At 67.4% G+C, this 24,207-nt stretch carries 23 protein-coding genes; 14 read left to right on the top strand and 9 right to left on the bottom strand.

Going from position 1 to position 24,207, the window contains the following annotated elements; all coding sequences use genetic code 11:
* Nucleotides 1-117 precede the first annotated feature (117 nt).
* The 9 genes from J1M43_RS06025 (at nt 118) to J1M43_RS05985 (ending at nt 8,955) form a co-directional block, all read left to right on the top strand.
* Nucleotides 118-447: a PTS sugar transporter subunit IIB gene (locus J1M43_RS06025; RefSeq protein WP_206476267.1), complete on the top strand. Its 330-nt coding sequence runs from the start codon at nt 118-120 to the stop codon at nt 445-447.
* Nucleotides 444-728 (top strand): HPr family phosphocarrier protein, encoded by a 285-nt coding sequence (locus tag J1M43_RS06020; protein ID WP_206476265.1) that lies wholly within the window; start codon nt 444-446, stop codon nt 726-728. Before J1M43_RS06025 ends, J1M43_RS06020 begins: the two co-directional genes overlap by 4 nt.
* Nucleotides 725-2,410, top strand: a complete 1,686-nt coding sequence (gene ptsP, locus J1M43_RS06015) for a phosphoenolpyruvate--protein phosphotransferase (RefSeq protein WP_206476263.1) — start codon at nt 725-727, stop codon at nt 2,408-2,410. The genes J1M43_RS06020 and ptsP overlap by 4 nt, the downstream gene beginning before the upstream one ends.
* Nucleotides 2,407-4,050 carry a PTS mannitol transporter subunit IICB gene (locus J1M43_RS06010; protein WP_206476261.1) on the top strand — a complete coding sequence of 548 codons (1,644 nt, stop codon included), beginning with the start codon at nt 2,407-2,409 and terminating at the stop codon, nt 4,048-4,050. The genes ptsP and J1M43_RS06010 overlap by 4 nt, the downstream gene beginning before the upstream one ends.
* A 55-nt stretch (nt 4,051-4,105) precedes the next feature.
* Complete coding sequence (locus J1M43_RS06005; protein WP_033106839.1) at nt 4,106-4,540, top strand: PTS sugar transporter subunit IIA; 435 nt, start codon at nt 4,106-4,108, stop codon at nt 4,538-4,540.
* Nucleotides 4,537-5,682, top strand: a complete 1,146-nt coding sequence (locus J1M43_RS06000; RefSeq protein WP_033106838.1) for a mannitol-1-phosphate 5-dehydrogenase — start codon at nt 4,537-4,539, stop codon at nt 5,680-5,682. Before J1M43_RS06005 ends, J1M43_RS06000 begins: the two co-directional genes overlap by 4 nt.
* A gap of 77 nt (nt 5,683-5,759) precedes the next feature.
* Complete coding sequence (locus tag J1M43_RS05995; RefSeq protein ID WP_033106837.1) at nt 5,760-7,052, top strand: NAD(P)/FAD-dependent oxidoreductase; 1,293 nt, start codon at nt 5,760-5,762, stop codon at nt 7,050-7,052.
* Nucleotides 7,049-8,002, top strand: a complete 954-nt coding sequence (locus tag J1M43_RS05990) for a bile acid:sodium symporter family protein (RefSeq protein ID WP_033106836.1) — start codon at nt 7,049-7,051, stop codon at nt 8,000-8,002. Before J1M43_RS05995 ends, J1M43_RS05990 begins: the two co-directional genes overlap by 4 nt.
* Nucleotides 7,999-8,955, top strand: a complete 957-nt coding sequence (locus J1M43_RS05985) for an SDR family oxidoreductase (protein WP_033106835.1) — start codon at nt 7,999-8,001, stop codon at nt 8,953-8,955. Before J1M43_RS05990 ends, J1M43_RS05985 begins: the two co-directional genes overlap by 4 nt.
* 23 nt (nt 8,956-8,978) lie before the next feature.
* Here J1M43_RS05985 and J1M43_RS05980 read toward each other — a convergent pair whose 3' ends face one another.
* The 9 genes from J1M43_RS05980 to J1M43_RS05940 all read right to left on the bottom strand — a co-directional run bounded on the left by J1M43_RS05980 (nt 8,979) and on the right by J1M43_RS05940 (nt 19,310).
* Nucleotides 8,979-9,836 carry a carbohydrate kinase family protein gene (locus tag J1M43_RS05980; protein ID WP_033106834.1) on the bottom strand — a complete coding sequence of 286 codons (858 nt, stop codon included), beginning with the start codon at nt 9,834-9,836 and terminating at the stop codon, nt 8,979-8,981.
* A gap of 16 nt (nt 9,837-9,852) precedes the next feature.
* Nucleotides 9,853-10,971, bottom strand: a complete 1,119-nt coding sequence (locus J1M43_RS05975; RefSeq protein ID WP_033106833.1) for an adenosine deaminase — start codon at nt 10,969-10,971, stop codon at nt 9,853-9,855.
* 61 nt (nt 10,972-11,032) lie between these two features.
* Nucleotides 11,033-12,364: a thymidine phosphorylase gene (locus J1M43_RS05970; protein WP_206476259.1), complete on the bottom strand. Its 1,332-nt coding sequence runs from the start codon at nt 12,362-12,364 to the stop codon at nt 11,033-11,035.
* A complete protein-coding gene (locus J1M43_RS05965) occupies nt 12,361-12,759 on the bottom strand; it encodes a cytidine deaminase (RefSeq protein WP_033106831.1) in 399 nt (132 codons plus the stop codon). Before J1M43_RS05965 ends, J1M43_RS05970 begins: the two co-directional genes overlap by 4 nt.
* Before the next feature lie 7 nt (nt 12,760-12,766).
* Nucleotides 12,767-14,047, bottom strand: coding sequence for an ABC transporter permease (locus tag J1M43_RS05960; protein WP_033106830.1), 1,281 nt, complete (start codon nt 14,045-14,047; stop codon nt 12,767-12,769).
* A complete protein-coding gene (locus tag J1M43_RS05955; protein WP_084595834.1) occupies nt 14,044-15,351 on the bottom strand; it encodes an ABC transporter permease in 1,308 nt (435 codons plus the stop codon). Before J1M43_RS05955 ends, J1M43_RS05960 begins: the two co-directional genes overlap by 4 nt.
* Nucleotides 15,348-16,868, bottom strand: a complete 1,521-nt coding sequence (locus J1M43_RS05950) for an ABC transporter ATP-binding protein (RefSeq protein WP_033106829.1) — start codon at nt 16,866-16,868, stop codon at nt 15,348-15,350. Before J1M43_RS05950 ends, J1M43_RS05955 begins: the two co-directional genes overlap by 4 nt.
* Before the next feature lie 112 nt (nt 16,869-16,980).
* The gene (locus J1M43_RS05945) at nt 16,981-18,063 is read right to left on the bottom strand and encodes a BMP family protein (RefSeq protein ID WP_206476257.1); all 1,083 of its coding nucleotides are present in this window, start codon (nt 18,061-18,063) and stop codon (nt 16,981-16,983) included.
* Between the two features lie 131 nt (nt 18,064-18,194).
* A complete protein-coding gene (locus J1M43_RS05940) occupies nt 18,195-19,310 on the bottom strand; it encodes a mannose-1-phosphate guanylyltransferase (protein WP_033106828.1) in 1,116 nt (371 codons plus the stop codon).
* A 167-nt stretch (nt 19,311-19,477) separates the two neighbouring features.
* Between J1M43_RS05940 and sdhC the strand changes: the two genes are divergently transcribed.
* From sdhC to J1M43_RS05915, 5 genes are read left to right on the top strand one after another with little or no spacing between them, the layout of a single operon-like run.
* Nucleotides 19,478-19,912, top strand: a complete 435-nt coding sequence (gene sdhC / locus J1M43_RS05935; protein ID WP_268746249.1) for a succinate dehydrogenase, cytochrome b556 subunit — start codon at nt 19,478-19,480, stop codon at nt 19,910-19,912.
* Nucleotides 19,912-20,364: a succinate dehydrogenase hydrophobic membrane anchor subunit gene (locus J1M43_RS05930; protein ID WP_033106826.1), complete on the top strand. Its 453-nt coding sequence runs from the start codon at nt 19,912-19,914 to the stop codon at nt 20,362-20,364. The genes sdhC and J1M43_RS05930 overlap by 1 nt, the downstream gene beginning before the upstream one ends.
* 17 nt (nt 20,365-20,381) lie before the next feature.
* On the top strand, nt 20,382-22,187 hold the full coding sequence (sdhA, locus tag J1M43_RS05925) for a succinate dehydrogenase flavoprotein subunit (protein ID WP_033106825.1): 1,806 nt from the start codon (nt 20,382-20,384) through the stop codon (nt 22,185-22,187).
* A gap of 1 nt (nt 22,188) precedes the next feature.
* On the top strand, nt 22,189-22,950 hold the full coding sequence (locus tag J1M43_RS05920) for a succinate dehydrogenase iron-sulfur subunit (protein WP_033106824.1): 762 nt from the start codon (nt 22,189-22,191) through the stop codon (nt 22,948-22,950).
* 48 nt (nt 22,951-22,998) lie between these two features.
* A complete protein-coding gene (locus J1M43_RS05915; protein WP_033106823.1) occupies nt 22,999-24,204 on the top strand; it encodes a YihY/virulence factor BrkB family protein in 1,206 nt (401 codons plus the stop codon).
* Nucleotides 24,205-24,207: the final 3 nt, after the last annotated feature.

Genomic DNA, 24,207 nt, shown 5'->3' with positions numbered 1-24,207 from the left:
ATGCCAGCACCGTCGCACAGCCGGGGCGCGGCGGAAGGTTCCGCAGGGGCGGAAAGGAACCTGGTGGCGCCGCTCACAGCCTCTTCCCAGAATGGAGGACAGGAAGAGGTGGCATCGATGAGGATCCTGGTGGTCTGCGGCGCGGGAGCGTCCAGCACATTCGTCGCACAGCGACTGCGGCGCGCGGCATCCGCCGCCGGCCTCGACTGGGACACCTCCGCCGGCACCGAGCAGACGATCTCCACCGCGTTCGCGGATCTCGTGCTCGTGGGTCCGCACCTCGCCGACCGGCTGGACGCCATCCGCTCCGCGTCGTCCGCGCCGGTGGCCGTACTGCCCGACGACGTCTTCGCCGACCACGACGGCGTCCGCACGCTCGCCGCCGCCCGTGCGTCGCTCCCCTCCTCGACGAACGAACCACCGTCCACCGCGAAAGGAACATCATGACCGAGATCTCACGCACCGTCCGCATCGGCTCCTCCCACGGGTTGCACGCGCGCCCGGCGAAGCTGTTCGCGCAGGCTGCCAAGGACTCCGGCATCTCCGTGACGATCGCCAAGGACTCCGGCAAACCGGCCAACGCGGCGAGCATCCTCGGAGTCATCGCCCTGGCGGTCGAGTACGGCGACTACGTGACCCTCACGGCCGACGGTGAAGGCGCAGAGGCTGTGCTCGACTCGCTCACCGAGCTGCTGACGACCGATCACGACCAGGAGGCGGCCGGATGACCGAGCTGCGCGGCGTCGGCGTGGGCCGCGGCATCGCCCAGGGGCCCGTCGTACGCATGGCGGAGCCGCTGCCCGCCCCCGAGAACACGCCGAGCACGATCGGCGCGGATGCCGAGCGCACCCGTGCCAGGGAAGCCGTCGCCGCGGTCGCGACCGAGCTGCAGCAGCGTGCGGACACCGCGGGCGGCGCGGCGCAGGAGGTGCTCGAGGCGCAGGCGATGATCGCCGAGGATCCGACCCTGCAGGACGAGGTGGACTCCCGCATCGATGAGGGCGGCACAGCCGAGTGGGCCGTGCACGACGCCTTCGCGGGGTTCCGCGCCACGCTGGAGGCCGTCGGCGGCTATCTCGGCGAGCGCGCTGCGGATCTGGATGACATCGCACAGCGCGTGCTCGCCCACCTGCGCGACGTGGATGCGCCCGGCGTGCCTGATCCGGGGCATCCGTTCGTGCTCGTCGCTCGCGATCTCGCCCCCGCCGACACAGCACTGCTCAACCTCGAGCAGGTGCTCGCGCTGGTCACGACGGACGGTGGCCCCACCTCTCACACGGCGATCCTCGCGAGGGAGAAGGGCATCGTCGCGATCGTCGGTGCGACGGAGGCCGCGGCGCTGACCACGGGGACGACGGTGATCGTCGATGCCGCTGCAGGCACCGTCACGACCGACCCCGCGACCGAACAGCTCGAACGCGCATCGCAGCGAGCAGCGGCGCTGGACGCCGCAGGGAGCGCCCCCCTCACGGCGGGCGCCCCCGCCGACGGCACCGCCGTCGCGCTGCTCGCGAACCTCGGCAAGCCGGCCGATGCGGCGGATGCCGTGGCGCGAGGAGCGGAGGGCGTCGGGCTGTTCCGCACCGAGTTCCTGTTCCTCTCCTCTGCCCAGGCCCCGACCGTCGCGCAGCAGCGCGAGTCGTATCGCGAACTGCTCTCGGCGTTCCCCGGCAAGAAGGTCGTCGTGCGGATGCTGGATGCCGGTGCCGACAAGCCGCTGGCGTTCCTCAACGATGCGCATGAGGAGAATCCCGCACTGGGCCTGCGGGGCCTGCGGTCGCTGCGCGCCAGCGAGGACATCCTGCGCGAGCAGCTCACCGCCCTCGCCGAGGCCGACGCCGATACCGACGCGGATCTGTGGGTCATGGCGCCCATGGTGGCCACCGTCGAGGAGACGAAGTACTTCACGGCGCTCGCCCGCGAGTACGGGGTGAAGACCGCAGGCGTCATGGTGGAGATCCCGGCCGCCGCGCTGCTGGCCGACCGGGTGCTCGCGCACACCGACTTCGCCTCCATCGGCACGAACGACCTCACCCAGTACACGATGGCCGCCGACCGCATGCTCGGCTCGGTCGCCGGCTTCCAGGATCCGTGGCACCCCGCGGTGCTGCGGCTGGTCGGAGAGGTGGGCGCGGCAGGCGCCCGCCTCGGCAAACCGGTCGGCGTCTGCGGCGAGGCCGCAGCGGACCCGCTGCTGGCGGCGGTGCTGGTCGGCCTCGGCGCCACCAGCCTGTCGATGGCATCGGCGGCCCTCGCCGATGTACGACTCGCGCTCTCCGAGCGCACCGCCTCCGAGGCGAAGCACCTCGCCGAGGTGGCACTGGCGGCAGATGATGCCGCGAGCGCCCGCAATGCCGTGGCTGAAGCCGCCGCGGCCCTCCCTTCACACCAGAAAGAGACGACATCATGACGACGACGTCAACAGCGGCCCCGAAGCAGAACGGGGTCAGGGTGGGCGTGCAGCGACTGGGCACGTTCCTCTCGGGCATGATCATGCCGAACATCGCAGCCTTCATCGCCTGGGGCTTCATCACGATGCTGTTCATCCCCGCCGGATTCTTCGGCGCCGACAGCCCGTTCGGATGGCACTGGGCCCCTGTGGCCGAGATCATCGGCGGCGGCGGCGACTCCGCGCTCATCAACTGGCCGGGCGCCATGACGGCGCTGACGGAGGGCGACAACGGCAACTTCCAGGGCTACGTCGGCCTGGTCGGCGCCATGGTGACCTACCTGCTGCCGCTGCTCATCGCGAACACGGCCGGCCGCCTCGTCTACGCCGAACGCGGCGGTGTCGTCGCGACGATCGCGACGATGGGTGTCATCGTCGGCACGAACATCCCGATGTTCCTCGGCGCGATGATCATGGGACCGCTTGCGGCATGGATCACCAAGCAGATGGACCGGCTCTGGGACGGGAAGATCCGCCCCGGATTCGAGATGCTGGTGAACAACTTCTCGGCCGGTATCCTCGGCATGATCCTCGCGATCGCCGGTTTCTTCGCATTCGGTCCTGTGATGCTCGGCATCAGCACCGTGCTCGGAGCGGCTGTCGACTGGCTCGTGACGCTGCAGCTGCTGCCGCTCGTCTCGATCATCGTCGAGCCGGCGAAGGTGCTGTTCCTGAACAACGCCATCAACCACGGCGTGTTCACACCGCTCGGCATCGAGCAGGCGACCGAGAACGGCAAGTCGATCCTGTTCCTCATCGAGGCGAACCCCGGCCCCGGCCTCGGTCTGCTGCTCGCGTTCACGTTCTTCGGCGTCGGCGCTGCGAAGGCCTCGGCACCGGGTGCCGCGATCATCCAGTTCTTCGGCGGCATCCACGAGATCTACTTCCCGTACGCGCTCAGCAAGCCGACCACGATCCTCGCTCTGATCGCCGGTGGCGCAGCGGGCGTCACGACCAACATGCTCCTCGGCGGCGGTCTCGGCTTCCCGGCAGCCCCAGGAAGCATCATCGCCGTGACGGCGGCCGCGATCGGCGGCGGCGTCTGGAACCTGGTTGTGGTGTACCTCTCGGTCATCATCGCCGCCGTGGTGACGTTCCTGATCACGGCTGTGATCCTGCGGGCGTCGCGCAAGCGCGATCTGGCCGCTGAGGGTGACACCTTCGGCGCGGCGATCGCGCAGACCGAGGCGAACAAGGGCAAGAAGTCCGAGCACCTGTCGAATCTCGCAGCCTCTGCGGCCGCAGGTGGCACAGCTGGTGGCACAGCTGCTGCCGCGACGTCGGCCACGGCGACCGCGACCGCTCCGATCCAGAACATCGTGTTCGCCTGCGACGCCGGCATGGGATCGTCCGCGATGGGCGCGAGCGTGCTGCGCAACAAGCTGAAGAAGGCGGGCATCGAGGACATCAAGGTGACCAACCAGGCCATCGCGAACCTCGACGGCACCGCCGATCTGGTGATCACCCAGCAGCAGCTCACCGATCGCGCGAAGGGCAAGTCCCCGAACTCGATCCACGTCTCGGTCGACAACTTCATGAATGCGCCGCAGTATGAAGAGGTCGTCGAGATGGTGCGCGAGCAGAAGGAATCCGGCGAGTAATCGATCCGGTGGGGCGGATGCGAACAGCATCCGCCCCACCTCAGAAAGGAACATCATGGCCGTTCTGTCAATCGGACAGGTCCGCATCCACTCCGGCTCCGCCACCCAGGACGAGGCGCTGCAGGAGGCGACCGACATCCTCGTCGCCGCCGGCGCCGTCACCCCCGCCTACGTCGATGCCATGCGTCAGCGCGAGGAGACCGTGTCCACGTTCATGGGCAACGGCCTCGCGATCCCGCACGGCACGAACGAGACGAAGGAGGCCATCCTCGACTCCGGTCTCTCGGTCGTGCGCTACGACGGCGGTGTGGACTGGGCAGGAGATGAGGCCACGTTCGTGATCGGCATCGCCGGACGGGGCGACGAGCACCTCGAGATCCTGTCCCAGATCGCCATCCTGTTCTCGGACGAGGATGATGTCGCCAAGCTCAATGCCGCCGGCACCCCCGACGAGCTGTACGCGCTCCTGTCGGCGGTGAACGAAGGATGAAGGCCGTCCACTTCGGCGCCGGCAACATCGGGCGCGGCTTCGTGGGGCTGCTGCTGCACGAGGGCGGGTACGACCTGGTGTTCTCGGATGTCGCTGACGCCCTGGTGGACGCGATCAACGCCACCGAGTCGTACACCGTTCATGAGGCGGGCCCCGGCGGCGTCGATCGAAAGGTCAGCGGCTACCGCGCGGTGAACAGCCGGACAGACCCGGATGCCGTGGCCGACGAGGTCGCGACCGCCGATGTCGTCACCTGCGCCGTCGGCCCGACTGTGCTGCGCTTCATCGCCCCCGCGATCGTCGAAGGACTCAAGCGCCGCTCCCCCGACCTCGCTCCGCTGAAGATCATGGCGTGCGAGAACGCGATCGGCGCCACGGATCTGCTGCGTGCCGAGATCGACAAGCTGGATCCGTCCGTGACGGGTCGCGCCGCGTTCGCGAACACGGCCGTCGATCGCATCGTGCCGGCACAGCCCGACGGCGGCGGCGTGGATGTGACGGTCGAGCCGTACTTCGAGTGGGCGATCGAGTCCGCACCGTTCGGCGGGGATCTGCCGATCATTCCCGGCGCGCACTTCGTCGACGATCTCGGCCCCTACATCGAGCGCAAGCTGTTCACCGTGAACACCGGCCATGCGGCGACCGCGTACTTCGGCGCGCAGGCTGGTCACGCGCGCATCTCGGATGCACTCGCCGATCCGTCGATCGCCGCGAGAGTCGGTGCAGCGCTGGAGGAGACATCAGCGGTGCTCAGCGCCGTGCACGGGCTCGATCCCGTCGAGCTCGCCGAGTACCGCGCCACGATCCTCGAGCGATTCCGCAACCCGGAGCTGGTCGACACCGTGCAGAGGGTCGGCCGCCAGCCGCTGCGCAAGCTCTCCCGCAACGAGCGCTTCATCGGCCCAGCAGTCCAGGCCGCGGAGCGCGGGCTCTCGACCTCTGCGCTCGTCGCCGCCGTCGCTGCGGCCGTCGCATTCGACGACGAATCGGATGAGCAGTCCGTGGAGTTGCAGCGGATGCTGCGCTCTGAGGACGCCGATGTACTCACCGCCACCGTCACAGGCCTGGAGCCGGAGCATCCGCTCTTCGCCGCCGTGCACGAGGCCTTCGCCGCGAGACAACAGGAGCTGCGCGCCCTCTGACGACTTCCCGCACGACGATGCCGCTACGATCGAGCCTGGGGGCGACAGATCGAGCACAGCGTCGTGCGGGGAGCATCATGAGCAGATACGCCGTCATCGGCGCTGGGCCGTCCGGCCTTGCCATCGCGCGAGCGCTGCAGGTGCAGGGCATCGAGGTCGACGGCTTCGAGGCGTCGCACGGCGTCGGCGGCCTCTGGGACATCACCAACCCGCGCAGCACCATGTACGAGTCCGCGCACCTCATCTCGTCCCGCACGACGACCGAATTCGCCGAGTTCCCGATGGCTTCGGGCGTCGATTATCCGAGCCATCGGGTGCTGCGCGACTACTTCCGCTCGTACGCCGACCATTTCGGGCTCACTTCGCTGTTCCGCTTCGACACGCGCGTCACCCTGCTCGAACCGCGCGACGGCGGATGGGACCTCGCTCACGCGGGTCCGGACGGAGTGGGCACGCGCTGGTACGCCGGGGTCATCATCGCGAACGGCACGCTCGCGGAGCCGAACGTGCCCTCCTTCGATGGAGACTTCGCCGGCGAGCTCATGCACACGAGCGCATACAAGAGCGCCGCGCAGCTGGACGGCAGACGCGTGCTCATCGTGGGTGCGGGCAACTCGGGGTGCGACATCGCGGTGGATGCCGTGCACCACGCCGCATCAGTCGACATGAGCGTGCGCCGCGGCTACTACTTCGTTCCGCGCTATCTGTTCGGCAGGCCGAGCGACACCCTCAACCAGGGCAAGCCGCTGCCTGCACGCATCAAGCAGGCAGTGGACTCCCGGGTGCTGAAGGCGTTCACCGGCGACCCGGTTCGTTTCGGATTCCCCAAGCCCGACTACCGCATCTACGAATCGCACCCGATCGTGAACACGATGGTACTGAACCACCTCGGGCAGGGTGACCTGCGTGTGCGCGCCGATGTCGAACGGTTCGACGGTCACACGGTCCGCTTCCGCGACGGTTCCGGCGGCGATTACGACCTCGTGATGCTCGCGACCGGATACCGCCTCGATTACCCGTTCGTCGACCGGGCGCACCTGCAGTGGCGCGGGTCTTCGCCGCGACTGTTCCTGAACATGTTCCCCGCGTCCTTCAACGGCCTGTACCTGATGGGCATGATCGAGGCGTCTGGCATCGGCTGGCAGGGCCGCTACGAGCAGGCCGAACTGCTGGCGAGCTACCTCGCCGCAGCGGAGAACGCGCCGGAGCAGGCCGTGCGGTTCCGGGACCGCGTGACCGGCAGCCCGTGGCCTGATGTCACCGGTGGCTACCGTTATCTCGGGCTCGCCAGGATGTCGTACTACGTGAACAACCACGCCTACCGCGCGGCCGTCCGCCACGAACGCGAGGCACTGGAGCAGACGCGATGAACGTCGACGACGTCGTCCTGAGCTTCACGCCGGGAACCCTCACGATCCTGAACATCGTGCTCGGGCTCATCATGCTCGGCATCGCCCTGGACACCGCACCCAGCGACTTCCGCGTGGTGGCACGGCATCCGAAGCCCTTCATCATCGCGATCCTGGCACAGCTCCTCCTGCTGCCCGTAGTGACGTTCCTGCTCACCCTCGTGCTTCCGGTGACACCGTCGATGGCGCTCGGCATGATCCTCGTGGCATGCTGCCCGCCCGGCAACATCTCGCAGGTGCTCACGCATCGCTCCGGCGGCAACGTCGCACTGTCGGTGTCGATGACGGCGGTCGGAAACCTCGTGTACATCGTGGCGATGCCGTTGAGCATCGCCTTCTGGGGGTCGCTGCATCCGACCGCCCGCGACCTGCTGCGAGAGGTGGCGCTCGACCCGTGGAAGATGCTGCTGGAGATCTTCCTCATCGTCGGCCTGCCCTTCGCGGTCGGGCTGCTGCTGCGCGCGAAGCTCCCGACTTTCGCGGCGCGCGTGCAGCCGTTCGTGAAGTGGTTCAGTCTGCTCGCGCTCGTGGGCTTCATCATCGGCGCGCTGGTCGGCAACTGGGCGGTGTTCATCTCGGTGCTCGGCATCGTGGTCCTCGTGGTGACCGTGCACGATGCCACAGCGCTCGCGCTCGGCTACGGCACTGCGGTCCTCGGCGGCCTGGGCACGCGGGAGCGCAAGGCGATGACGTTCGAGGTCGGCATCCGCAACGCCGGGCTCGGTCTGGGACTCGTCTTCGCCTTCTTCGGCGGTCTCGGCGGCATGGCGATCGTCGCCGGCTGGTGGGGCATCTGGGACATCGTCGCCGGACTCGTGCTCGCAGGACTCTGGGCGCGGCACACCAGGCGGCGCACCGGCAATGCGACCGGCGACAGCACCGGGAAGACAGCCGTCGAGGCCGCGCCGTGACACGCGTGCTCATCACCGGCGGCGGCGGGTTCCTCGGGTCGCACGTCGCGGCGGCGCTGGCCGCGCGAGGCGACGTCGAACTCGTCGTTGCGGCCGACCTCAGAGCCGGCGCCGTGTCGCCGGGCGTCCTGCCCGTCGTCCTCGACGTGACGGATGCCGCGGCCATCGCGCCTGTGCTCCGTGAGCACCGCATCGACACCGTCGTGCACCTCGCGGCGATCGTCAACCCAGGCCGTGATGTGGATCTCGACTACCGCGTGGATGTCGAAGGCTCGGCGAACGTCCTGGCCGCGTGTGCTCTGAGCGGTGTGCGCCGCATCGTGGTCTCCAGCTCAGGGGCGGCATACGGCTACCACCCGGACAACCCGGAGTGGATCGACGAGGACCAGCCGCTGCGCGGCAATGATGCCTTTTCGTACTCGCGGCACAAGCGCCTGGTCGAGGAGATGCTCGCCGGATACAGATCGGCGCATCCCGAACTGGAGCAGGTGGTCTTCCGGATCGGCACGATCCTCGGCCCCACCGTTCAGAACCAGATCACCGCTCTCTGGAACGGGCGCCGCATCCTGCGGATCGCGGGGTCGGACTCGCCGTTCGTGTTCGTGTGGGTTGATGACGTCGCCGCCGCCATGGTGCGCGCGGCGACGGATGGCCCGGCGGGGGTCTTCAACGTCGCCGGCGACGGGCGGATGACCGTGCCGGAGCTCGCCGATCGGCTCGGCAAGCCCTTGTTCACCGTGCCGGCATCCGCGCTCGCCTGGATGTTGAGAGCCGGGCGGATGCTGCGCCTCACAGAGCACGGACCAGAGAAGGTTCCTTTCCTCCGCTACCGGCCGGTGCTGTCGAATGCCCGGTTGAAGGACGAGTTCGGTTTCACCCCGGCCCGTACGAGCCGTGAAGCGTTCGAGGAGTATCTGAGAACGCATCCGCAGGTCGTGGCGCGGCCGCGCTGACCACGGTCAGGGCAGGTCCACGGTCAGGGCACGCCGTCCAACAGCGGGTGCAGGTGCTTGCTGCCGAGAGCCGTCGATGCCGACGCCGCGCCGGACGCGAGCGCCTGCGGCAGCGCGGCGCCTGCCAGCCGTGCAGCCAGGACTCCTGCGAAGAAGGCGTCACCTGCGCCGTTGGTGTCGACGACGTCCACCGGCACGGCATCCACTCGATAGGTCTCACCGTCGACGTCGACTGCCACCGCGCCTTCCGGGCCGAGCGTGCACACTGCGAACGACGCCCCGGACGAGACGCGTGAGCGCAGGAATCCGACGGGGTCACTCAGCCGATCGGCGTTGCAGAACACCGCATCCGCCGCGTCGAGGAACGGTCTGTGGAACTCCGCCTCTCCGTCGTAGTCGTGCACGTCGACCCACACCGGCCTTCCGCTCGCCTTCGCGAGCGGAAGCAGCCGCAGCGGCTCTGCCGCGAGATCGAGCACGATGATCTCGGCATCCGCCATGGCCGCGAGCACGTCATCGGGGACCGCGCCGGACTGCTCGTCGACCCCTGAGACGTAGATCGAGACTCGCTCCCCCGCTCGAGTCATCAGGTTCAGGTGCCGCTCCGTGGCCGCGCTCGAACCCCACCGAACCTCGATTCCGGCCGCACCGAGCGCGGCGCGGACCCGCCTGCCCGGCTCATCGTCGCCGACGAGCGCGTACAGCGTCACCGGCGTGCCGAGGGCTGCGAGACTCAGCGCCTTGCCCGCGCTCGTCCCGCCCACCGTCTCCCAGCTGTCCTCGGCGAACTGGATGTGCGGAGTCGGCTCCGGCAGACGATCGAGGACGACGATCGAGTTCCAGGATGCAGGACCGGCGATGAAGACAGCGGGCGCGGTCATGGCTCCGGGGTCCGCGTCAGGAGTTCTGGAAACCGTCGGCGATCATCTCGACGAGTTCCTCGCGCTCCTCGATCGGCAGGAATGCCGCGGATGCCGCGTTGAACTGGAACGCCTCGAGGTCATCGAGGTCGTAGCCGAAGGCGTCGACGAGCAGCGCGATTTCACGGGTGAGGGACGTGCGACTCATCGTGCGGTTGTCGACGTTCACCGTGACGGCGAAGCCCAGCTGGTAGAGCAGATCGAACGGGTGATCGGCGAGCTCGGTGCCCCATGCCTCGATCGCGCCGGTGTGCACGTTCGACGAAGGCGACAGCTCGAGCGGGATCTCCCGGTCGCGAACCCAGCGTGCGAGGTCGCCGAACTTGACCTGGACCTCGTCTCCGTCCCGATCGATCACGTCGAGGTCGCTGACGATGCGTACTCCGTGACCGAGGCGGAGCGCCCGCCCGTCGAGGAGTGCACTGCGGATCGACGCGAGTCCCGCCGCTTCGCCTGCGTGCACGGTGACCGGGAAGAAGTTCTCGGCGAGCAGATCGAACGCCTCACGATGATCGGAGGCGGGGTAGCCGTCTTCCGGGCCTGCGATGTCGAAGCCGACCACGCCGCTCTCGCGATGATCCAGGGCGAGCTCGGCGATCTCAAGCGATCGATCGCTCTGACGCATCGCGCTGAGGATCTGCCCCACGCGGATGCTGCGCCCGCTGCGGTCCACGGCGTCCTCGCCGTCCTCGATCCCCTGCTGGACGGCCTCGACCGCGTCGTCGAGCGAGAGTCCGCCCGACTGGTGCTGCTCCGGTGCCCAGCGGACCTCGCCGTAGATCACGCCGTCGTCCGCCAGGTCCTCGACGAACTCGCGGGCGATGCGCGTGAGGTTCTCGGCCGTCTGCATGACAGCCACGGTGTAGTCGAACGATTCCAGGTAGTCCACGAGCGAGTCGGATCCGCTCCGCTTCGTGAACCAGTCGCCGAGACCCTCGGCGTCGCCCGCAGGCAGTTCCAGGCCGATCTCCGCCGCCAGTTCGACGATCGTGCCCGGGCGCACAGCGCCGTCGAGATGGTCGTGCAGCGAGATCTTCGGCAGCGACCGCAGCGATACGCCCTCGATCTTGATATCACCGTCGGAAGCGATCGACATGGGAATTCGTCCTCTCAGAGACCGGCGCTTCGCCAGTCTCAGCGAGCGGTGAGACTCCAGCCTACGCGGTGATGCGCTCGCGGACGAGTGGCCCGATCTCGGGCGCGGTGTCTCCGATGGACCATGCGTCGTCGAGCGCCTCGAGGGCACGGGAGAAGCGCGCGTCGTCGTCTGCGGAGAGCGTGAACAGGGCCTGACCGGCAGTGACGCGGTCGCCGGGCTTGGCGTGCAGATCGATGCCCGCGGCGTGGACGACCTGATCCTCGGCGCGGGCGCGCCCGGCTCCTAGGCGCCACGCCGAGATGCCGAACGGCAGGGCGTCCATCCGCGTCACGACGCCGTCGGCCGGAGCCGTGACGACATGCGTCTCACGCGCGGTCGGCAGCGCAGCATCCGGATCGCCGTCCTGTGCGCGGATCATCGCCTTCCAGCTGTCCATGGCGCGCCCGTCATCCAGAGCGGCCTCGACGTCGGCATCCTGGACTCCCGCGAGGGCGAGCATCTCACGTGCCAGCGCGACAGTGAGCTCGCGCACGTCGGCCGGCCCCCCGCCTGCGAGGATCTCGACGGACTCGCGCACCTCGTTGGCATTGCCGATCGCGAGACCGAGCGGCACGTTCATGTCGGTGAGGAGCGCCGTCGTCGCGACTCCGGAATCGGTGCCGAGCGCGACCATCGTCCGTGCGAGCTCACGAGCACGGTCGATGTCCTGCATGAAGGCGCCGGAGCCGAACTTCACATCGAGTACCAGAGCATCCGTGCCCTCGGCGATCTTCTTCGACATGATGCTCGACGCGATCAGCGGGATAGCCTCGACCGTGCCGGTGACATCGCGCAGCGCGTAGAGCTTCTTGTCGGCAGGCGCAAGGCCCGAACCCGCGGCGCAGATCACCGCGCCGACGTCGCCCTGCATCTGCGCGAACATCTCCTCGTTGCTGAGCGCCGCACGCCAGCCGGGGATCGACTCGAGCTTGTCGAGCGTGCCGCCGGTGTGCCCGAGGCCGCGCCCGCTGAGCTGCGGGACGGCGACGCCGAAGCATGCCACCAGGGGTGCGAGCGGCAGGGTGATCTTGTCGCCGACGCCACCGGTGGAGTGCTTGTCGACGGTCTTCTTGCCGAGGGAGGCGAAGCTCATCCGCTCCCCCGACGCGATCATGGCGTCGGTGAGAACACGGATCTCATCGCGCTGCATGCCGCGCTGGAACACCGCCATCGCGAACGAGGCCATCTGCGCATCCGATACGTAGCCGCGCGTGTAAGCATCGACCATCCAGCGCAGTGCGGGCTCAGGAACCTCGGCGCCGTCGCGCTTCGCGCGGATGACGTCGATCGCGTCGAAAGGCTCGAAGGCGCCTCGTGCTTCGACAGGCTCAGCAGTCGGCTTTGCGCTCATCGGACATCCTCCAGGTCGCGCGGTCCGAACGCATCCGGAAGCACCTCATCGATCGTGCGGATGCCGGACACGGTCTCCAGCAGCATCTCGGGCATGGAGTGCTCGAACAGCAGCTGACGGCACCGGCCGCACGGCATGATGGTCTGCCCATCGTTGTTGACGCACACGAACGCCACGAGACGCCCGCCGCCGGACATGTGCAGGTCGCCGACCAGCGCGCACTCGGCGCACAGCGTCACGCCGTAGGAGGCGTTCTCCACGTTGCAGCCGGCGACGATACGACCGTCGTCCACGAGAGCGGCCGCGCCCACCTTGTACCGCGAGTACGGCGCGTACGCCTTGTGCATGGCGTCGGTGGCGACCTGACGCAGCTCATCCCAGTCGATGTCAGTCATCTGTCCTCTAGCTCTTGATGTATGGCTCGCCGGATGCCGCCGGCGGACGCGAGCGCCCGACCAGACCGGCCACGGCGAAGATCGTGACGACGTACGGCAGCATCAGCATGAACTGACTCGGCACCGGCGATCCGATGACCGACAGCACACCCTGCAGGTTCGTGGCGAACCCGAACAGCAGTGCCGCCAGGGTGGCGCGCACCGGGTCCCACTTGCCGAAGATCACGGCCGCGAGTGCGATATAACCGGCGCCCGCCGTCATCTCACGGCCGAACTGCGGGTTGGTGACCAGCGTGTAGAACGCACCGCCCATCCCGGCGATCGCGCCGGCGAGCATCATGTTCCAGTAGCGGGTCGGTGCGACCTTGATGCCGACGGTGTCCGCCGCCTGCGGATGCTCGCCGACCGCGCGCAGGCGCAGGCCCCAGCGGGTGCGGTAGAGGCCGAACCACACCAGGAAAACCGTGATGTACATCAGGTAGACGATGATCGTCTGGCGGAACAGCACCGGACCCAGCACCGGGATCTCGCTGAGCACGGGGATCGAGATCACCGGGAACAGCGGGGGCGAGTTCAGCGTCTCCGGGTTCGCGTTGAGCACCTGGCGGTAGAGGAACGTGGTCAGTCCGGCGACGAGCACGTTCAGCACCACACCGACGATCACCTGGTTGACGTAGTAGGTGATCGCGAACACGGCGAGCACGAGCGAGACCAGCACACCGGCGACCATCGCGGCGATGAGACCGATCCACGGGCTCCCGGTCGCCGAGCCGACGAGTGCGGCCATGAAGGCGCCGGCCAGCAGCTGCGCCTCGATCGCGATGTTGACGACTCCGACGCGCTCGCCGATCACTCCGCCCAGTGCGCCGAAGATCAGGGGAGTGGCGAGCGCGAGAGCACCGCCCAGCAGTCCGATCATCGGCAGCGTGCCACCGGCCGATGCCCACGCGAGGAACCCGACCAGCAGGATCACGACGTAGATCACGGTCAGCCAGAGCGGCAGTCTGCGCTGCGCGCGCGTCCACATCACCGCGAGCAGCGTGGTGGCGGCCATGAGCACGACGCACACCCAGGCGGTCGCGTTGGCGGGAAGCACCAGTTCGGGGAGCTGGATCGCAGCGTCTGCCGAGCGCACCAGCCGGAACGTGCTCGCACCGTCTCGGGGTGCGAGCAGCGGCAGCAGCGCGAAGAGCACCGTGAACAGGCCGAAGATGATGGGCGTCTTCCATGAGGTGATGGCGACGCGGCGCTGCTCGTCGCTGACGACAGCTTCAGCGGAGACGGTCATGCCGACACCTCCTCGGTGCGGGGCGAGCCGTTGGTCGCCGGATCCTTCGGGTTCTTGGGCTTCTTCGGCTTCGCGGGCTTCTTGCGAGCACCCGGCTGCGGCAGACCGAAGATCGCACGCACCAGAGGAGGTGCGGCGATGAACAGCACGATCAGCGACTGCACGACGAGGACGATCTCGATCGGCACGTTCTCGGAGGCCTGCATCGCGAACCCGCCGGCCTTGAAGGCGCCGAACAGGATGCCGGCCGCCAGCACGCCGAGCGGCGTCGAACGTCCGAGCAGCGCGACGGTGATCGCGTCGAAGCCGATCCCGGCGTCGATGTCGCTGCCGAAGCCGCTGGTCACGGTGCCGAGCACCTGGCTGACGCCGGCGATGCCGACCAGACCACCGGCGATCACCATCACCAGGAAGTACATCCTCCCGACGCTGATACCAGCCACCCGTGCCGCCGCCGGGTTCTCCCCCACGGCGCGGAAGCGGAAGCCGAGGCTCGAGCGCTCCAGCAGCCACCAGGTGAAGGCGACCGCGATCAACGCGAGGATGAAGCCGGCGTGCAGCTTGTACTGCGATCCGAGGATGCCGGGAAGCAGGGCGGACTCCGCCATCGCCGCGGTCTTGGGGTTGTTGGATCCCGGCGCCTGCAAGATGCCGGGTGTGGCCAGCATCCATGCCAGCAGGTAGAACGCGATGTGGTTGAGCATGATCGTCACGATCACCTCGTGCGCGCCTGTTCGGGCTTTGAGGATGCCAGCGATGCCGGCCCAGATCGCACCGGCGATGATGCCGGCGATGATGGCGACCAGCATGTGCAGAGGCCACGGCATGTCCATGCTCGTCGCGACCCAGCCGGCGGCGGCCGCGGCCATGAGCATCTGGCCCTGGCCACCGATGTTGAACAGGCCGGCGCGGAACGCGAGCGCCACGCCGAGGCCCGCCGCGATCAGCGGCGTCGCGAACTTCAGCGTCTCGGTGAGCGGTTTGATCCCCGCAGCGAACCCGTCGACGCGGAAGTTGTAGATCGCGCCCTGGAAGAGAGCGACGTACGCGCCGGAGATCGATTCCCACACCGCGAGCAGCATGTCACCCGGGCGTGCGAAGAAGTATCCGGCCGTGCGCTGCACCTCGGAATCGGTGAAGGCGATCATGATCGACCCCGCCACGAGCGCGAGGATCACGGAGAGGACCGAGATCATTCCGTTGCCGGTGGCGATGCGCTGCAGCGCACTGTTCCATCGGGTCGGTTCCGTGGAGCCGAAGTCCGCGGGTGCGGCCTTGATCGGGCCAGGTGCGGGAGCGCTCATACGCCTGCCTCCTCGGTCGACTCGAGCATGCCCGCCATCATCAGGCCGAGCTTCTCCCGTGTGGTGTCGCCCGGCACGACGCCGACGACCTTGCCTCGATACATCACCATGATGCGGTCGGCCAGAGCCGCCGCCTCGTCGAGCTCGGTGGAGATGACGATCACCGGGATGCCCGAGTCCCTGGTCTCGATGATGCGCTTGTGGATGAATTCGATCGATCCGACGTCGACGCCGCGCGTCGGCTGCGCCGCCACGAAGAGCGAGAGTTCGCGGCTCAGCTCTCGAGCGAGCACGACCTTCTGCTGGTTGCCGCCCGACAGTCGCCCCGCCTGCTGCGCCGGCCCTTGCGTGCGGATGTCGAACTCGGCGATCTTCTCGCGTGCGAACTCGTCGAGCGCACGCAGCTGCAGAGTGCCCGCCTTGACGAAGGGAGCGCCGACCGAGCGGTCGAGAATGAGGTTCTCCGCGATCGAGAACTCCTTGACCAGGCCGTCGACGCTGCGATCCTCCGGAACGAAGCCGACGCCGTCGTCGAGGATGTCGCGCACGGATCGCCCCACCAGTTCGGCGCCGTTGAGCTGCACGCTGCCTTCGACACGCGGCTGCAGGCCGACGATCGCCTCGGTGACCTCGGTCTGACCGTTGCCCTGCACACCGGCGATCACGAGCACTTCGCCGCCGCGCACCGAGAACGACACATCGTCGACGAGCACCGTGCCGAAAGGATCGGTGACGGTGAGGTTCTTCACGATGAGCGATTCCTCGCCCAGCTTCGGTGCGTCCTTGTGCACAGTGAGCTCGACGGCCCGCCCCACCATGAGCGACGCGAGCTCTTCGTTGCCGGCCGTCGGAGACGCTTCCCCGACGACCTTTCCGAGCCGGATCACCGTGATCCGGTCCGCGACCTCACGGACCTCCCGGAGCTTGTGCGTGATGAAGACGATCGAGGTTCCCGATTCCTTGAGCTGACGCATCGTCGCCATCAGCTCATCGGTCTCCTGCGGCGTCAGCACCGCGGTGGGCTCGTCGAACACGAGCACCTTGGCATCGCGGGACAGCGCCTTGATGATCTCCACGCGCTGCTGCACGCCGACGGGCAGGTCCTCGACGACGGCATCCGGGTCGACGTGGAACCCGAAGCGGTCGGATATCTCGCGCACCATCGCTCGAGCCGCCGGCAGGTCGAGGCGACCGCCGAAGCGGGTCTTCTCGTGGCCCAGCATGACGTTCTCGGCGACCGTGAACACGGGGATCAGCATGAAGTGCTGGTGCACCATGCCGATACCGGCGGCCATCGCGTCTCCAGGGCCGGCGAAGTTCTGCACGACATCGTCCAGCAGGATCTCACCCTCGTCGGCCTGGTAGAGGCCGTAGAGCACGTTCATCAGCGTCGACTTGCCCGCGCCGTTCTCGCCGAGGAGGCAGTGGATCTCCCCCGGTTCGATGGTGAGATCGATGTGGTCGTTTGCCGTCAGCGCGCCGAACCTCTTCGTTATGCCGCGCAGTTCAAGCTTCATGTTTCAGATCCTAATCAGCAAAGGTGCCTCGTCCCAGGTTCCGGTGGGAGCCGGGGCAACAGCGAGGGGAGGCCGGCGGGTCGCCGACCTCCCCCTGTGGTTCGTTTCTCGATCAGCCGAGGTACGAGGTGACGGTCACTTCACCGTCGATGATCTGCTGCTGCAGGTCCTGGACCGCGGTCCAGAGCTCGGGGTCGACCTTGTCCTCGAAGTTGTGGAGATCGGCGATGCCGACGCCCTTGTTCTCGAGGGTTCCGACGTAGGCCTCTGCATCGAACTCGTCGTTCGCGCTGCTCATGGTCGCCTCGTAGGTCGAGAGCTTCATGTCCTTGAGGATCGACGTCAGCACGAAGTCCTCCGTGCTCGGGTCGGTGACGAACAGGTCTGCGTCAGCGCCGATGAGTGCGATGTCGCGGCCGGACTCCTTGATGACCTGGAGTGCGGACTGGTAGATCGGACCGCCGACGGGCAGGAGCACGTCGACGCCCTGGTCGACGATGTTCTGCGCGACCGACTTGGCCTCGGGACCGGCTTCGAAGCCACCGGTGAACGACGTCATGCCCACGACCTCGACGGCGGTGCCGTTCTGCTCGTTGTAGTAGTCGACGCCCTGCTTGTAGCCGTCCATGAAGATAGTCACGGTCGGGAACTCCATGCCGCCGAAGGTGCCGACCTTGCCGGTCTCCGAGTAGCCCGCAGACAGGTAGCCCGCCAGGAACGCGGCCTGGGCCGTGTCGTACAGGAGCGGCTTGACGTTCTCGGCGTCCTTCTCGCCGTCGAGGTCGTTGTCCGCTGCGTCGTCGACGAGGATGAAGTCGACGTCCGCGTTCGCGGTCGCAGCCTCGACGGTCGCCGCCGAGAGCGCGAAGCCGACGGAGACGATGGCGTTGCAGCCCTGCGAGATGAGGCTCTCGATGTTCGGGGCGAAGTCGGTCTCGCTGTTGGACTCGACGTTCTTGTACTCGACGCCGAGCTCATCGGCGGCCTGCACGACGCCCTCGAAGGAGAGCTGGTTGAACGACTTGTCGTCGAACCCGCCGGCGTCGGAGACGATGCAGGGCAGGAAGTCGATGCTCTCGCCACCGGCATCGCCGCCGTCGGAATCCTCTGGAGCGGCTCCGCAGCCTGCGAGTGCGACGGCGACGCCTGTCGCCACGAGCGCGGCGAGAGCGCGCTTCTTGGTGGAAATGGTCACGTAAGCCTCCACGACTACTGGCCTGCGCCAATCGCAAAGCCCCGTGGAGCTAAGTTACCCAGTGTTACGGCATCCGACATCACGGTTGCGGTTAATGGTTACAAACTCGCAATAGACCGGTGATCTGGGTGCTACAGCACGTCGCCGCGGCCGGTGAGCTTGAGGGATTCCACGACGCCCTTGACCCGCTGCGCGTGCTCGGTCGTCGTGACCAGCAGCGCGTCCGGAGTGTCGACGACCACGATGTCCTTCACGCCGACCAGGCTGATGACCCGCGATGTCTGGCTGACGAGGATCCCGGTCGCGGCATCCGAGAGCACCCTCGCCTTCGGCCCCAGCACCGCCAGGTCGTTCTTGCGGCCATTGCTGATGAGCTTGGTGAGCGATGCGAAGTCGCCCACGTCGTCCCAGTCGAAGTGGCCGGGAACGACAGCGAGATGACCGCGACGGGCCGCAGGCTCTGCAACCGCGTAGTCGATGGCGATCTTCTTGAGTCCCGGCCAGATCCTGTCGACGGCAGGACCGCGCAGTTCGCGATCATCCCACGCCTCGGCGAGCTCGAGCAGTCCGGCGTGCAGCTCCGGTTCGTTCAGCGCCAGCTCGTCGAGCAGCACGCTCGCCTTCGAGATGAACATGCCGGCGTTCCAGAGATAGTTGCGCTCGGCGATGTACGCGGTCGCGGTCTCGAGGTCGGGCTTCTCCACGAACGACTCGACGAGCGCGGCCTCACGCGCACCACCGACCACGAGTTCCTTCCCCTTCTTGATGTATCCGAAGCCCACCGCCGGCTCGGTCGGTGCGATACCGATCGTGCAGATGTATCCCTCGCGCGCAACTTCCACGGCGTCGCGCACCGCGAACTCGAACACCCGAGTGCCGCGAATCACGTGATCGGCGCTGAACGATCCGATGATCACGTCAGGATCGCGACGATGCAGGATCGCCGCTGCGAGTCCGATCGCTGCCGCCGACTCGCGCGGCTCCGATTCCAGGAAGACGTTGATGTCCGCGATGCCGGGAAGCTCAGCCTCGACGGCCGCGCGGTGTGCGCGTCCTGTCACGACGGCGATGCGATCGGGTCCGGCCAGCGGCTCCAGACGATCCCAGGTGTCCCGCAGCAGCGAGTGCCCGGAGCCGGTCAGGTCGTGCAGGAACTTCGGTGCGTCGGCACGCGAGAGCGGCCACAGCCGGCTTCCGATGCCTCCGGCGGGGATCACGGCGTAGAAGTCATCGATCGGCTCGCTCATGACCCCAGCGTAGCCGTCGGAAACAATCTCGATGTCGAGATAGTTAGGCCACCCTTCGTCGCTCCCAGCGATTGAACAGGAATAGGATGGAGCACGATCGGGCACGTCTGCGGTCGCCTCAGACCCAGCGCGCGCTACCGACCTCGTATCGATCAGGGAGGACGACCGTGTCCGCAGGCTCACGCCCCGCACCGTCGATTTCGGAGACCACTTCCAAGACGCCACGCGGCACCCTCTACCGGGGCCGCGAAGGCATGTGGTCATGGGTGCTTCACCGCATCACCGGAGTCGCGATCTTCTTCTTCCTATTGGTGCACGTGCTCGACACTGCACTGATCCGGGTCTCCCCCGAGGCGTACAACGCCGTGATCGGCACCTACAAGAACCCGGTCATGGCCATCGGCGAGGTCGTCCTCGTCGCGGCCATCGTGTTCCATGCGATGAACGGCCTGCGCATCATCCTCATCGACTTCTGGTCGAAGGGCGCCCGCTTCCAGCGGCAGCTGTTCTGGGGCGTCGTCGCGGTGTGGGTCGTGCTGATGGCGGGCTTCTCCGGTCGACACCTCGCTCTCGCGTTCTCCGAGATACTGGGAGGCCTCTGATGTCCGCTCAGACCGTACAAGCGCCGCCGCGCCGCCGCCGCGGGATCAACCTCGAGAAGTGGGGCTGGCTGTTCATGCGCGGCTCCGGCGTCGTGCTGATCGTGCTGATCTTCGGCCACCTCTTCGTGAACCTGATGGTCGGCGAGGGCATCCGCGCTCTCGATTTCGCCTTCATCGCCGGCAAGTTCGCCACCCCGTTCTGGCAGTGGTGGGACGTGCTGATGCTGTGGCTCGCACTGCTTCACGGCGGCAACGGCATGCGCACGATCATCAACGACTACGTCACGCATGAGAAGGTCCGAAAGGCCCTTGTCGGGGCGGTCGGCCTCGCAGCCGGGCTCCTGATCGTGCTCGGCACCCTGGTCGTCTTCACCTTCGACCCTTGCCTCGGCGTGACCGAGAGCAGCACCCTGTGGGACACCTGCGTGGCCGCGGGCGTCGTCGGGAACTGAGAAGAGAGCAACGAGAAGTGACTACTGAGACACAGGATTCCGTCGTCCGCGACGGTGTGCACTACCACCAGTTCGACGTCGTGATCGTGGGTGCCGGCGGTGCCGGCATGCGGGCCGCGATCGAGGCGGGCCCCGGCGCCAAGACGGCAGTGATCTCCAAGCTCTACCCGACCCGCTCGCACACCGGCGCAGCGCAGGGCGGTATGGCTGCGGCGCTCGCGAACGTCGAGGAGGACAGCTGGGAGTGGCACACGTTCGACACGGTCAAGGGCGGCGACTACCTCGTCGACCAGGATGCCGCGGAGATCCTCGCCAAGGAGGCCATCGACGCGGTCATCGACCTCGAGAACATGGGTCTGCCGTTCAACCGCACACCAGAGGGCAAGATCGACCAGCGCCGTTTCGGCGGTCACACGTCCGAGCACGGCAAGGCTCCCGTTCGCCGTGCGTGCTACGCCGCGGACCGCACCGGCCACATGATCCTGCAGACGCTGTTCCAGAACTGCGTCAAGCTCGGCATCAACTTCTTCAACGAGTTCTACGTGCTCGACCTGATCACGGTCAAGGGCGATGACGGTGGCACCCTGGTCGCAGGCGTCGTCGCGTACGACCTCTCCACCGGTGAGCTGCATGTCTTCCAGGCCAAGGCGATCGTCTTCGCGACCGGCGGCTTCGGCAAGATCTACAAGACCACCTCCAACGCGCACACCCTCACCGGTGACGGCGTCGGCATCATCTGGCGCAAGAACCTCCCACTCGAGGACATGGAGTTCTTCCAGTTCCACCCCACCGGCCTCGCCGGTCTCGGCATCCTGCTCACCGAGGGCGCCCGCGGCGAAGGCGCGATCCTGCGCAACGCCTCTGGCGAGCGGTTCATGGAGCGCTACGCACCCACCATCAAGGACCTCGCACCCCGTGACATCGTGGCGCGTTCCATGGTGCAGGAGGTCCTCGACGGCCGCGGCGCCGGTCCTCACAAGGACTACGTCTACCTCGACTGCACCCACCTGGGCGCCGAGGTGCTCGAGACGAAGCTTCCCGACATCACCGAGTTCGCCCGCACCTATCTCGGCGTCGACCCGGTGACCGATCCCGTTCCGGTGATGCCGACGGCGCACTACGCGATGGGCGGCATCCCCACCAACAACAACGCCGAAGTCCTCGCCGACAACAACACGGTCGTTCCCGGCCTGTACGCGGCCGGCGAGTGCGCCTGCGTGTCGGTGCACGGCTCCAACCGTCTCGGCACCAACTCGCTGCTCGACATCAACGTCTTCGGCAAGCGGGCGGGCAACAACGCCGTCGCGTATTCCCAGACGGCCGAGTTCGTTCCACTGCCCGAGAACCCCGCGGCATTCGTCTCCGGCCTGCTCGAACAGCTTCGTGACAGCAAGGGCACCGAGCGCGTCGCGGTCCTCCGCAAGAAGTTGCAGGAAGAGATGGACCTCAACGCTCAGGTGTTCCGCACCCATGATTCGCTCGAGCACATGCTCGGCGTCATCGCCGAGCTGCGCGAGCGGTACAGGAACGTCTACGTCGACGACAAGGGCCATCGCTTCAACACCGACCTGCTCGAGGCGGTCGAGCTGGGCTTCCTGCTCGACATCGCCGAGGTCGTCGTCTACGCGGCGCAGAACCGCGAGGAGAGCCGTGGCGGTCACATGCGCGACGACTTCCCCAAGCGCGACGACGAGAACTACATGAAGCACACGATGGCCTACCTCACCGGCGACCCGCACTCGTCGACGCCGGCCGACCACATCAATCTCGATTGGAAACCCGTCGTCATGACCCGTTACCAGCCGATGGAGAGGAAGTACTGAAATGTCGAATGCTGTCGCAGAGGCGCCCGCCGCGGCTGACCCCGCCATCCAGTCCTTCCTGGTCACCTTCACCATCCGTCGGTTCGACCCGGAGAAGGACGCCGAGCCGCGCTGGGTCGACTACGACGTGGAGCTGTTCTCCACCGACCGCGTGCTCGACGCGCTGCACAAGATCAAGTGGGAGGTCGATGGCTCGCTGTCGTTCCGACGCTCGTGCGCGCACGGCATCTGCGGCTCGGACGCCATGCGCATCAACGGCCGCAACCGCCTCGCCTGCAAGACGCTGATCAAGGACCTCGACATCTCGAAGCCGATCTACGTCGAGGCGATCAAGGGCCTGCCGCTCGAGAAGGACCTCATCGTCGACATGGAGCCGTTCTTCGCCTCCTACCGCGAGGTGCAGCCGTTCCTGGTCGCGGGTTCCATTCCCGAGAAGGGCAAGGAGCGCGTGCAGACGATCGCCGACCGTGCGATCTTCGACGACACCACCAAGTGCATCCTGTGCGCCGCGTGCACCTCGTCGTGCCCGGTGTTCTGGACCGACGGCCAGTACTTCGGCCCTGCCGCGATCGTCAACGCGCACCGCTTCATCTTCGACTCGCGCGATGACAACGCCGACGTGCGTCTGGACATCCTCAACGACAAGGAAGGCGTCTGGCGGTGCCGCACGACTTTCAACTGCTCCGAGGCGTGCCCGCGCGGCATTGAGGTCACCAAGGCCATCGCCGAGGTCAAGCAGGCCGTTCTTCGCGGACGTCGCTGACGGCGCGCATCGTCATCGACACGCCCCCGCCCTGGATAGGGTGGGGGCGTGTCTGATTCTGGGGCGGATGCACCCGCCGGTCGCCTCGACGTCGCGGTCGAGCGCGCCACCGCACTGACCCGGCGCACTCTCGGGCTCTTCCCGGTGCGTGTCTGGCGCCACTTCCTGCAGAACAACGGCTTCCTGCTCGCCGCTGGTGTGAGCTATCAGGCCCTCTTCGCGATCTTCGCCGCCATCTACCTCACCTTCGCCATCTCCGGGCTATGGCTCGGCGGCAGTATGGATGCCGTCGATGCGCTGATCGGCGTCGTCAACGGCTACGTCCCCAATCTGATCAGTGAGCAGAGCAAGATACTCACCCCGGTTCAGGCGCACGAGATCGCCGGCAATATGACCGGTGTCCTCAGCATCACCGGTCTGATCGCCCTCATCGCGGTCGTCTGGACGGCGATCGGCTGGGTCACCTTCTCCCGGCGTGCTGTCCGCGACATGTTCGGCCTGCCACCTGATCGGCGCAGCTACCTGCTCCTCAAAGCACGCGATCTCTTCGCTGCCGTCATCTTCGGGATCGCCCTGATCGCCGGCTCCGCACTGAGCTACGCCAGTGCGGCGGTGCTGATCTGGCTCATCGAGCTGCTGGAGTGGGGCAGCGGCTCCGACGCTGTGAACCTGCTGATCCGCATCGGCTCCGTGGTCGTGTCGTTCGTGCTGCTGTCGGCCGCGCTGGCCGCCATGGTGCGCTTCCTCACCGGGACCTCGCTGCGGTGGCGCACGATCTGGCCGGGAGCGCTGCTCGGCGGAGCCGCGATGACGGTCCTGCAGTTCGGTGCGGGCTTCCTGCTGAGCTACACACCGGCCAATCCCCTGCTCGCCACGTTCGCGATCTTCGTCGGTCTCCTGCTCTGGTTCCGCGTCAACGGCGTCATCATGCTCGTGGCAGCGGCATGGATCGCGGTGGCCGCACGCGATCGTGATCTCCCGCTGCTTCAACAGAGCGAGGATGAGCGTATCGCCGCTGAGTATCAGGCGCTGCTCGTGGCCGCGCGCATCCGTCTGCGCGAGGCTCGGCGGGCACAGGATGAGGCCGGCTGGATCCGGGCGTGGAGCGCACGCCGTGCGGTGCGCTCGGCAGCCGCCGAACTCGACGAGCTCCTCGCCGAACCGCCGAAGGTCACGACACCGGATGCCGCGGCCGCTCACCGACTGCTCGCCGAGCTCACCCGATCGCGCCGCGGTGTCGGAGGCGCTGGCTAGGCT

The sequence above is a fragment of the Microbacterium sp. KRD172 genome, assembly GCF_017168295.1.
GTDB lineage: Bacteria > Actinomycetota > Actinomycetes > Actinomycetales > Microbacteriaceae > Microbacterium > Microbacterium profundi.
Note: the sequence above shows the minus strand (reverse complement) of the source record. Positions and strands in the feature narration are given on the sequence as shown.

Excerpts from the sequence above, each read along its gene's own strand:
- J1M43_RS06025 (WP_206476267.1), top strand. The coding sequence starts at position 118 with ATGAGGATCCTGGTGGTCTGCGGCGCGGGAGCGTCCAGCACATTCGTC.
- J1M43_RS06020 (WP_206476265.1), top strand. The coding sequence starts at position 444 with ATGACCGAGATCTCACGCACCGTCCGCATCGGCTCCTCCCACGGGTTG.
- ptsP (WP_206476263.1), top strand. The coding sequence starts at position 725 with ATGACCGAGCTGCGCGGCGTCGGCGTGGGCCGCGGCATCGCCCAGGGG.
- J1M43_RS06010 (WP_206476261.1), top strand. The coding sequence starts at position 2,407 with ATGACGACGACGTCAACAGCGGCCCCGAAGCAGAACGGGGTCAGGGTG.
- J1M43_RS06005 (WP_033106839.1), top strand. The coding sequence starts at position 4,106 with ATGGCCGTTCTGTCAATCGGACAGGTCCGCATCCACTCCGGCTCCGCC.
- J1M43_RS06000 (WP_033106838.1), top strand. The coding sequence starts at position 4,537 with ATGAAGGCCGTCCACTTCGGCGCCGGCAACATCGGGCGCGGCTTCGTG.
- J1M43_RS05995 (WP_033106837.1), top strand. The coding sequence starts at position 5,760 with ATGAGCAGATACGCCGTCATCGGCGCTGGGCCGTCCGGCCTTGCCATC.
- J1M43_RS05990 (WP_033106836.1), top strand. The coding sequence starts at position 7,049 with ATGAACGTCGACGACGTCGTCCTGAGCTTCACGCCGGGAACCCTCACG.
- J1M43_RS05980 (WP_033106834.1), bottom strand. The coding sequence starts at position 9,836 with ATGACCGCGCCCGCTGTCTTCATCGCCGGTCCTGCATCCTGGAACTCG.
- J1M43_RS05975 (WP_033106833.1), bottom strand. The coding sequence starts at position 10,971 with ATGTCGATCGCTTCCGACGGTGATATCAAGATCGAGGGCGTATCGCTG.
- J1M43_RS05970 (WP_206476259.1), bottom strand. The coding sequence starts at position 12,364 with ATGAGCGCAAAGCCGACTGCTGAGCCTGTCGAAGCACGAGGCGCCTTC.
- J1M43_RS05965 (WP_033106831.1), bottom strand. The coding sequence starts at position 12,759 with ATGACTGACATCGACTGGGATGAGCTGCGTCAGGTCGCCACCGACGCC.
- J1M43_RS05960 (WP_033106830.1), bottom strand. The coding sequence starts at position 14,047 with ATGACCGTCTCCGCTGAAGCTGTCGTCAGCGACGAGCAGCGCCGCGTC.
- J1M43_RS05955 (WP_084595834.1), bottom strand. The coding sequence starts at position 15,351 with ATGAGCGCTCCCGCACCTGGCCCGATCAAGGCCGCACCCGCGGACTTC.
- J1M43_RS05950 (WP_033106829.1), bottom strand. The coding sequence starts at position 16,868 with ATGAAGCTTGAACTGCGCGGCATAACGAAGAGGTTCGGCGCGCTGACG.
- J1M43_RS05940 (WP_033106828.1), bottom strand. The coding sequence starts at position 19,310 with ATGAGCGAGCCGATCGATGACTTCTACGCCGTGATCCCCGCCGGAGGC.
- J1M43_RS05930 (WP_033106826.1), top strand. The coding sequence starts at position 19,912 with ATGTCCGCTCAGACCGTACAAGCGCCGCCGCGCCGCCGCCGCGGGATC.
- J1M43_RS05920 (WP_033106824.1), top strand. The coding sequence starts at position 22,189 with ATGTCGAATGCTGTCGCAGAGGCGCCCGCCGCGGCTGACCCCGCCATC.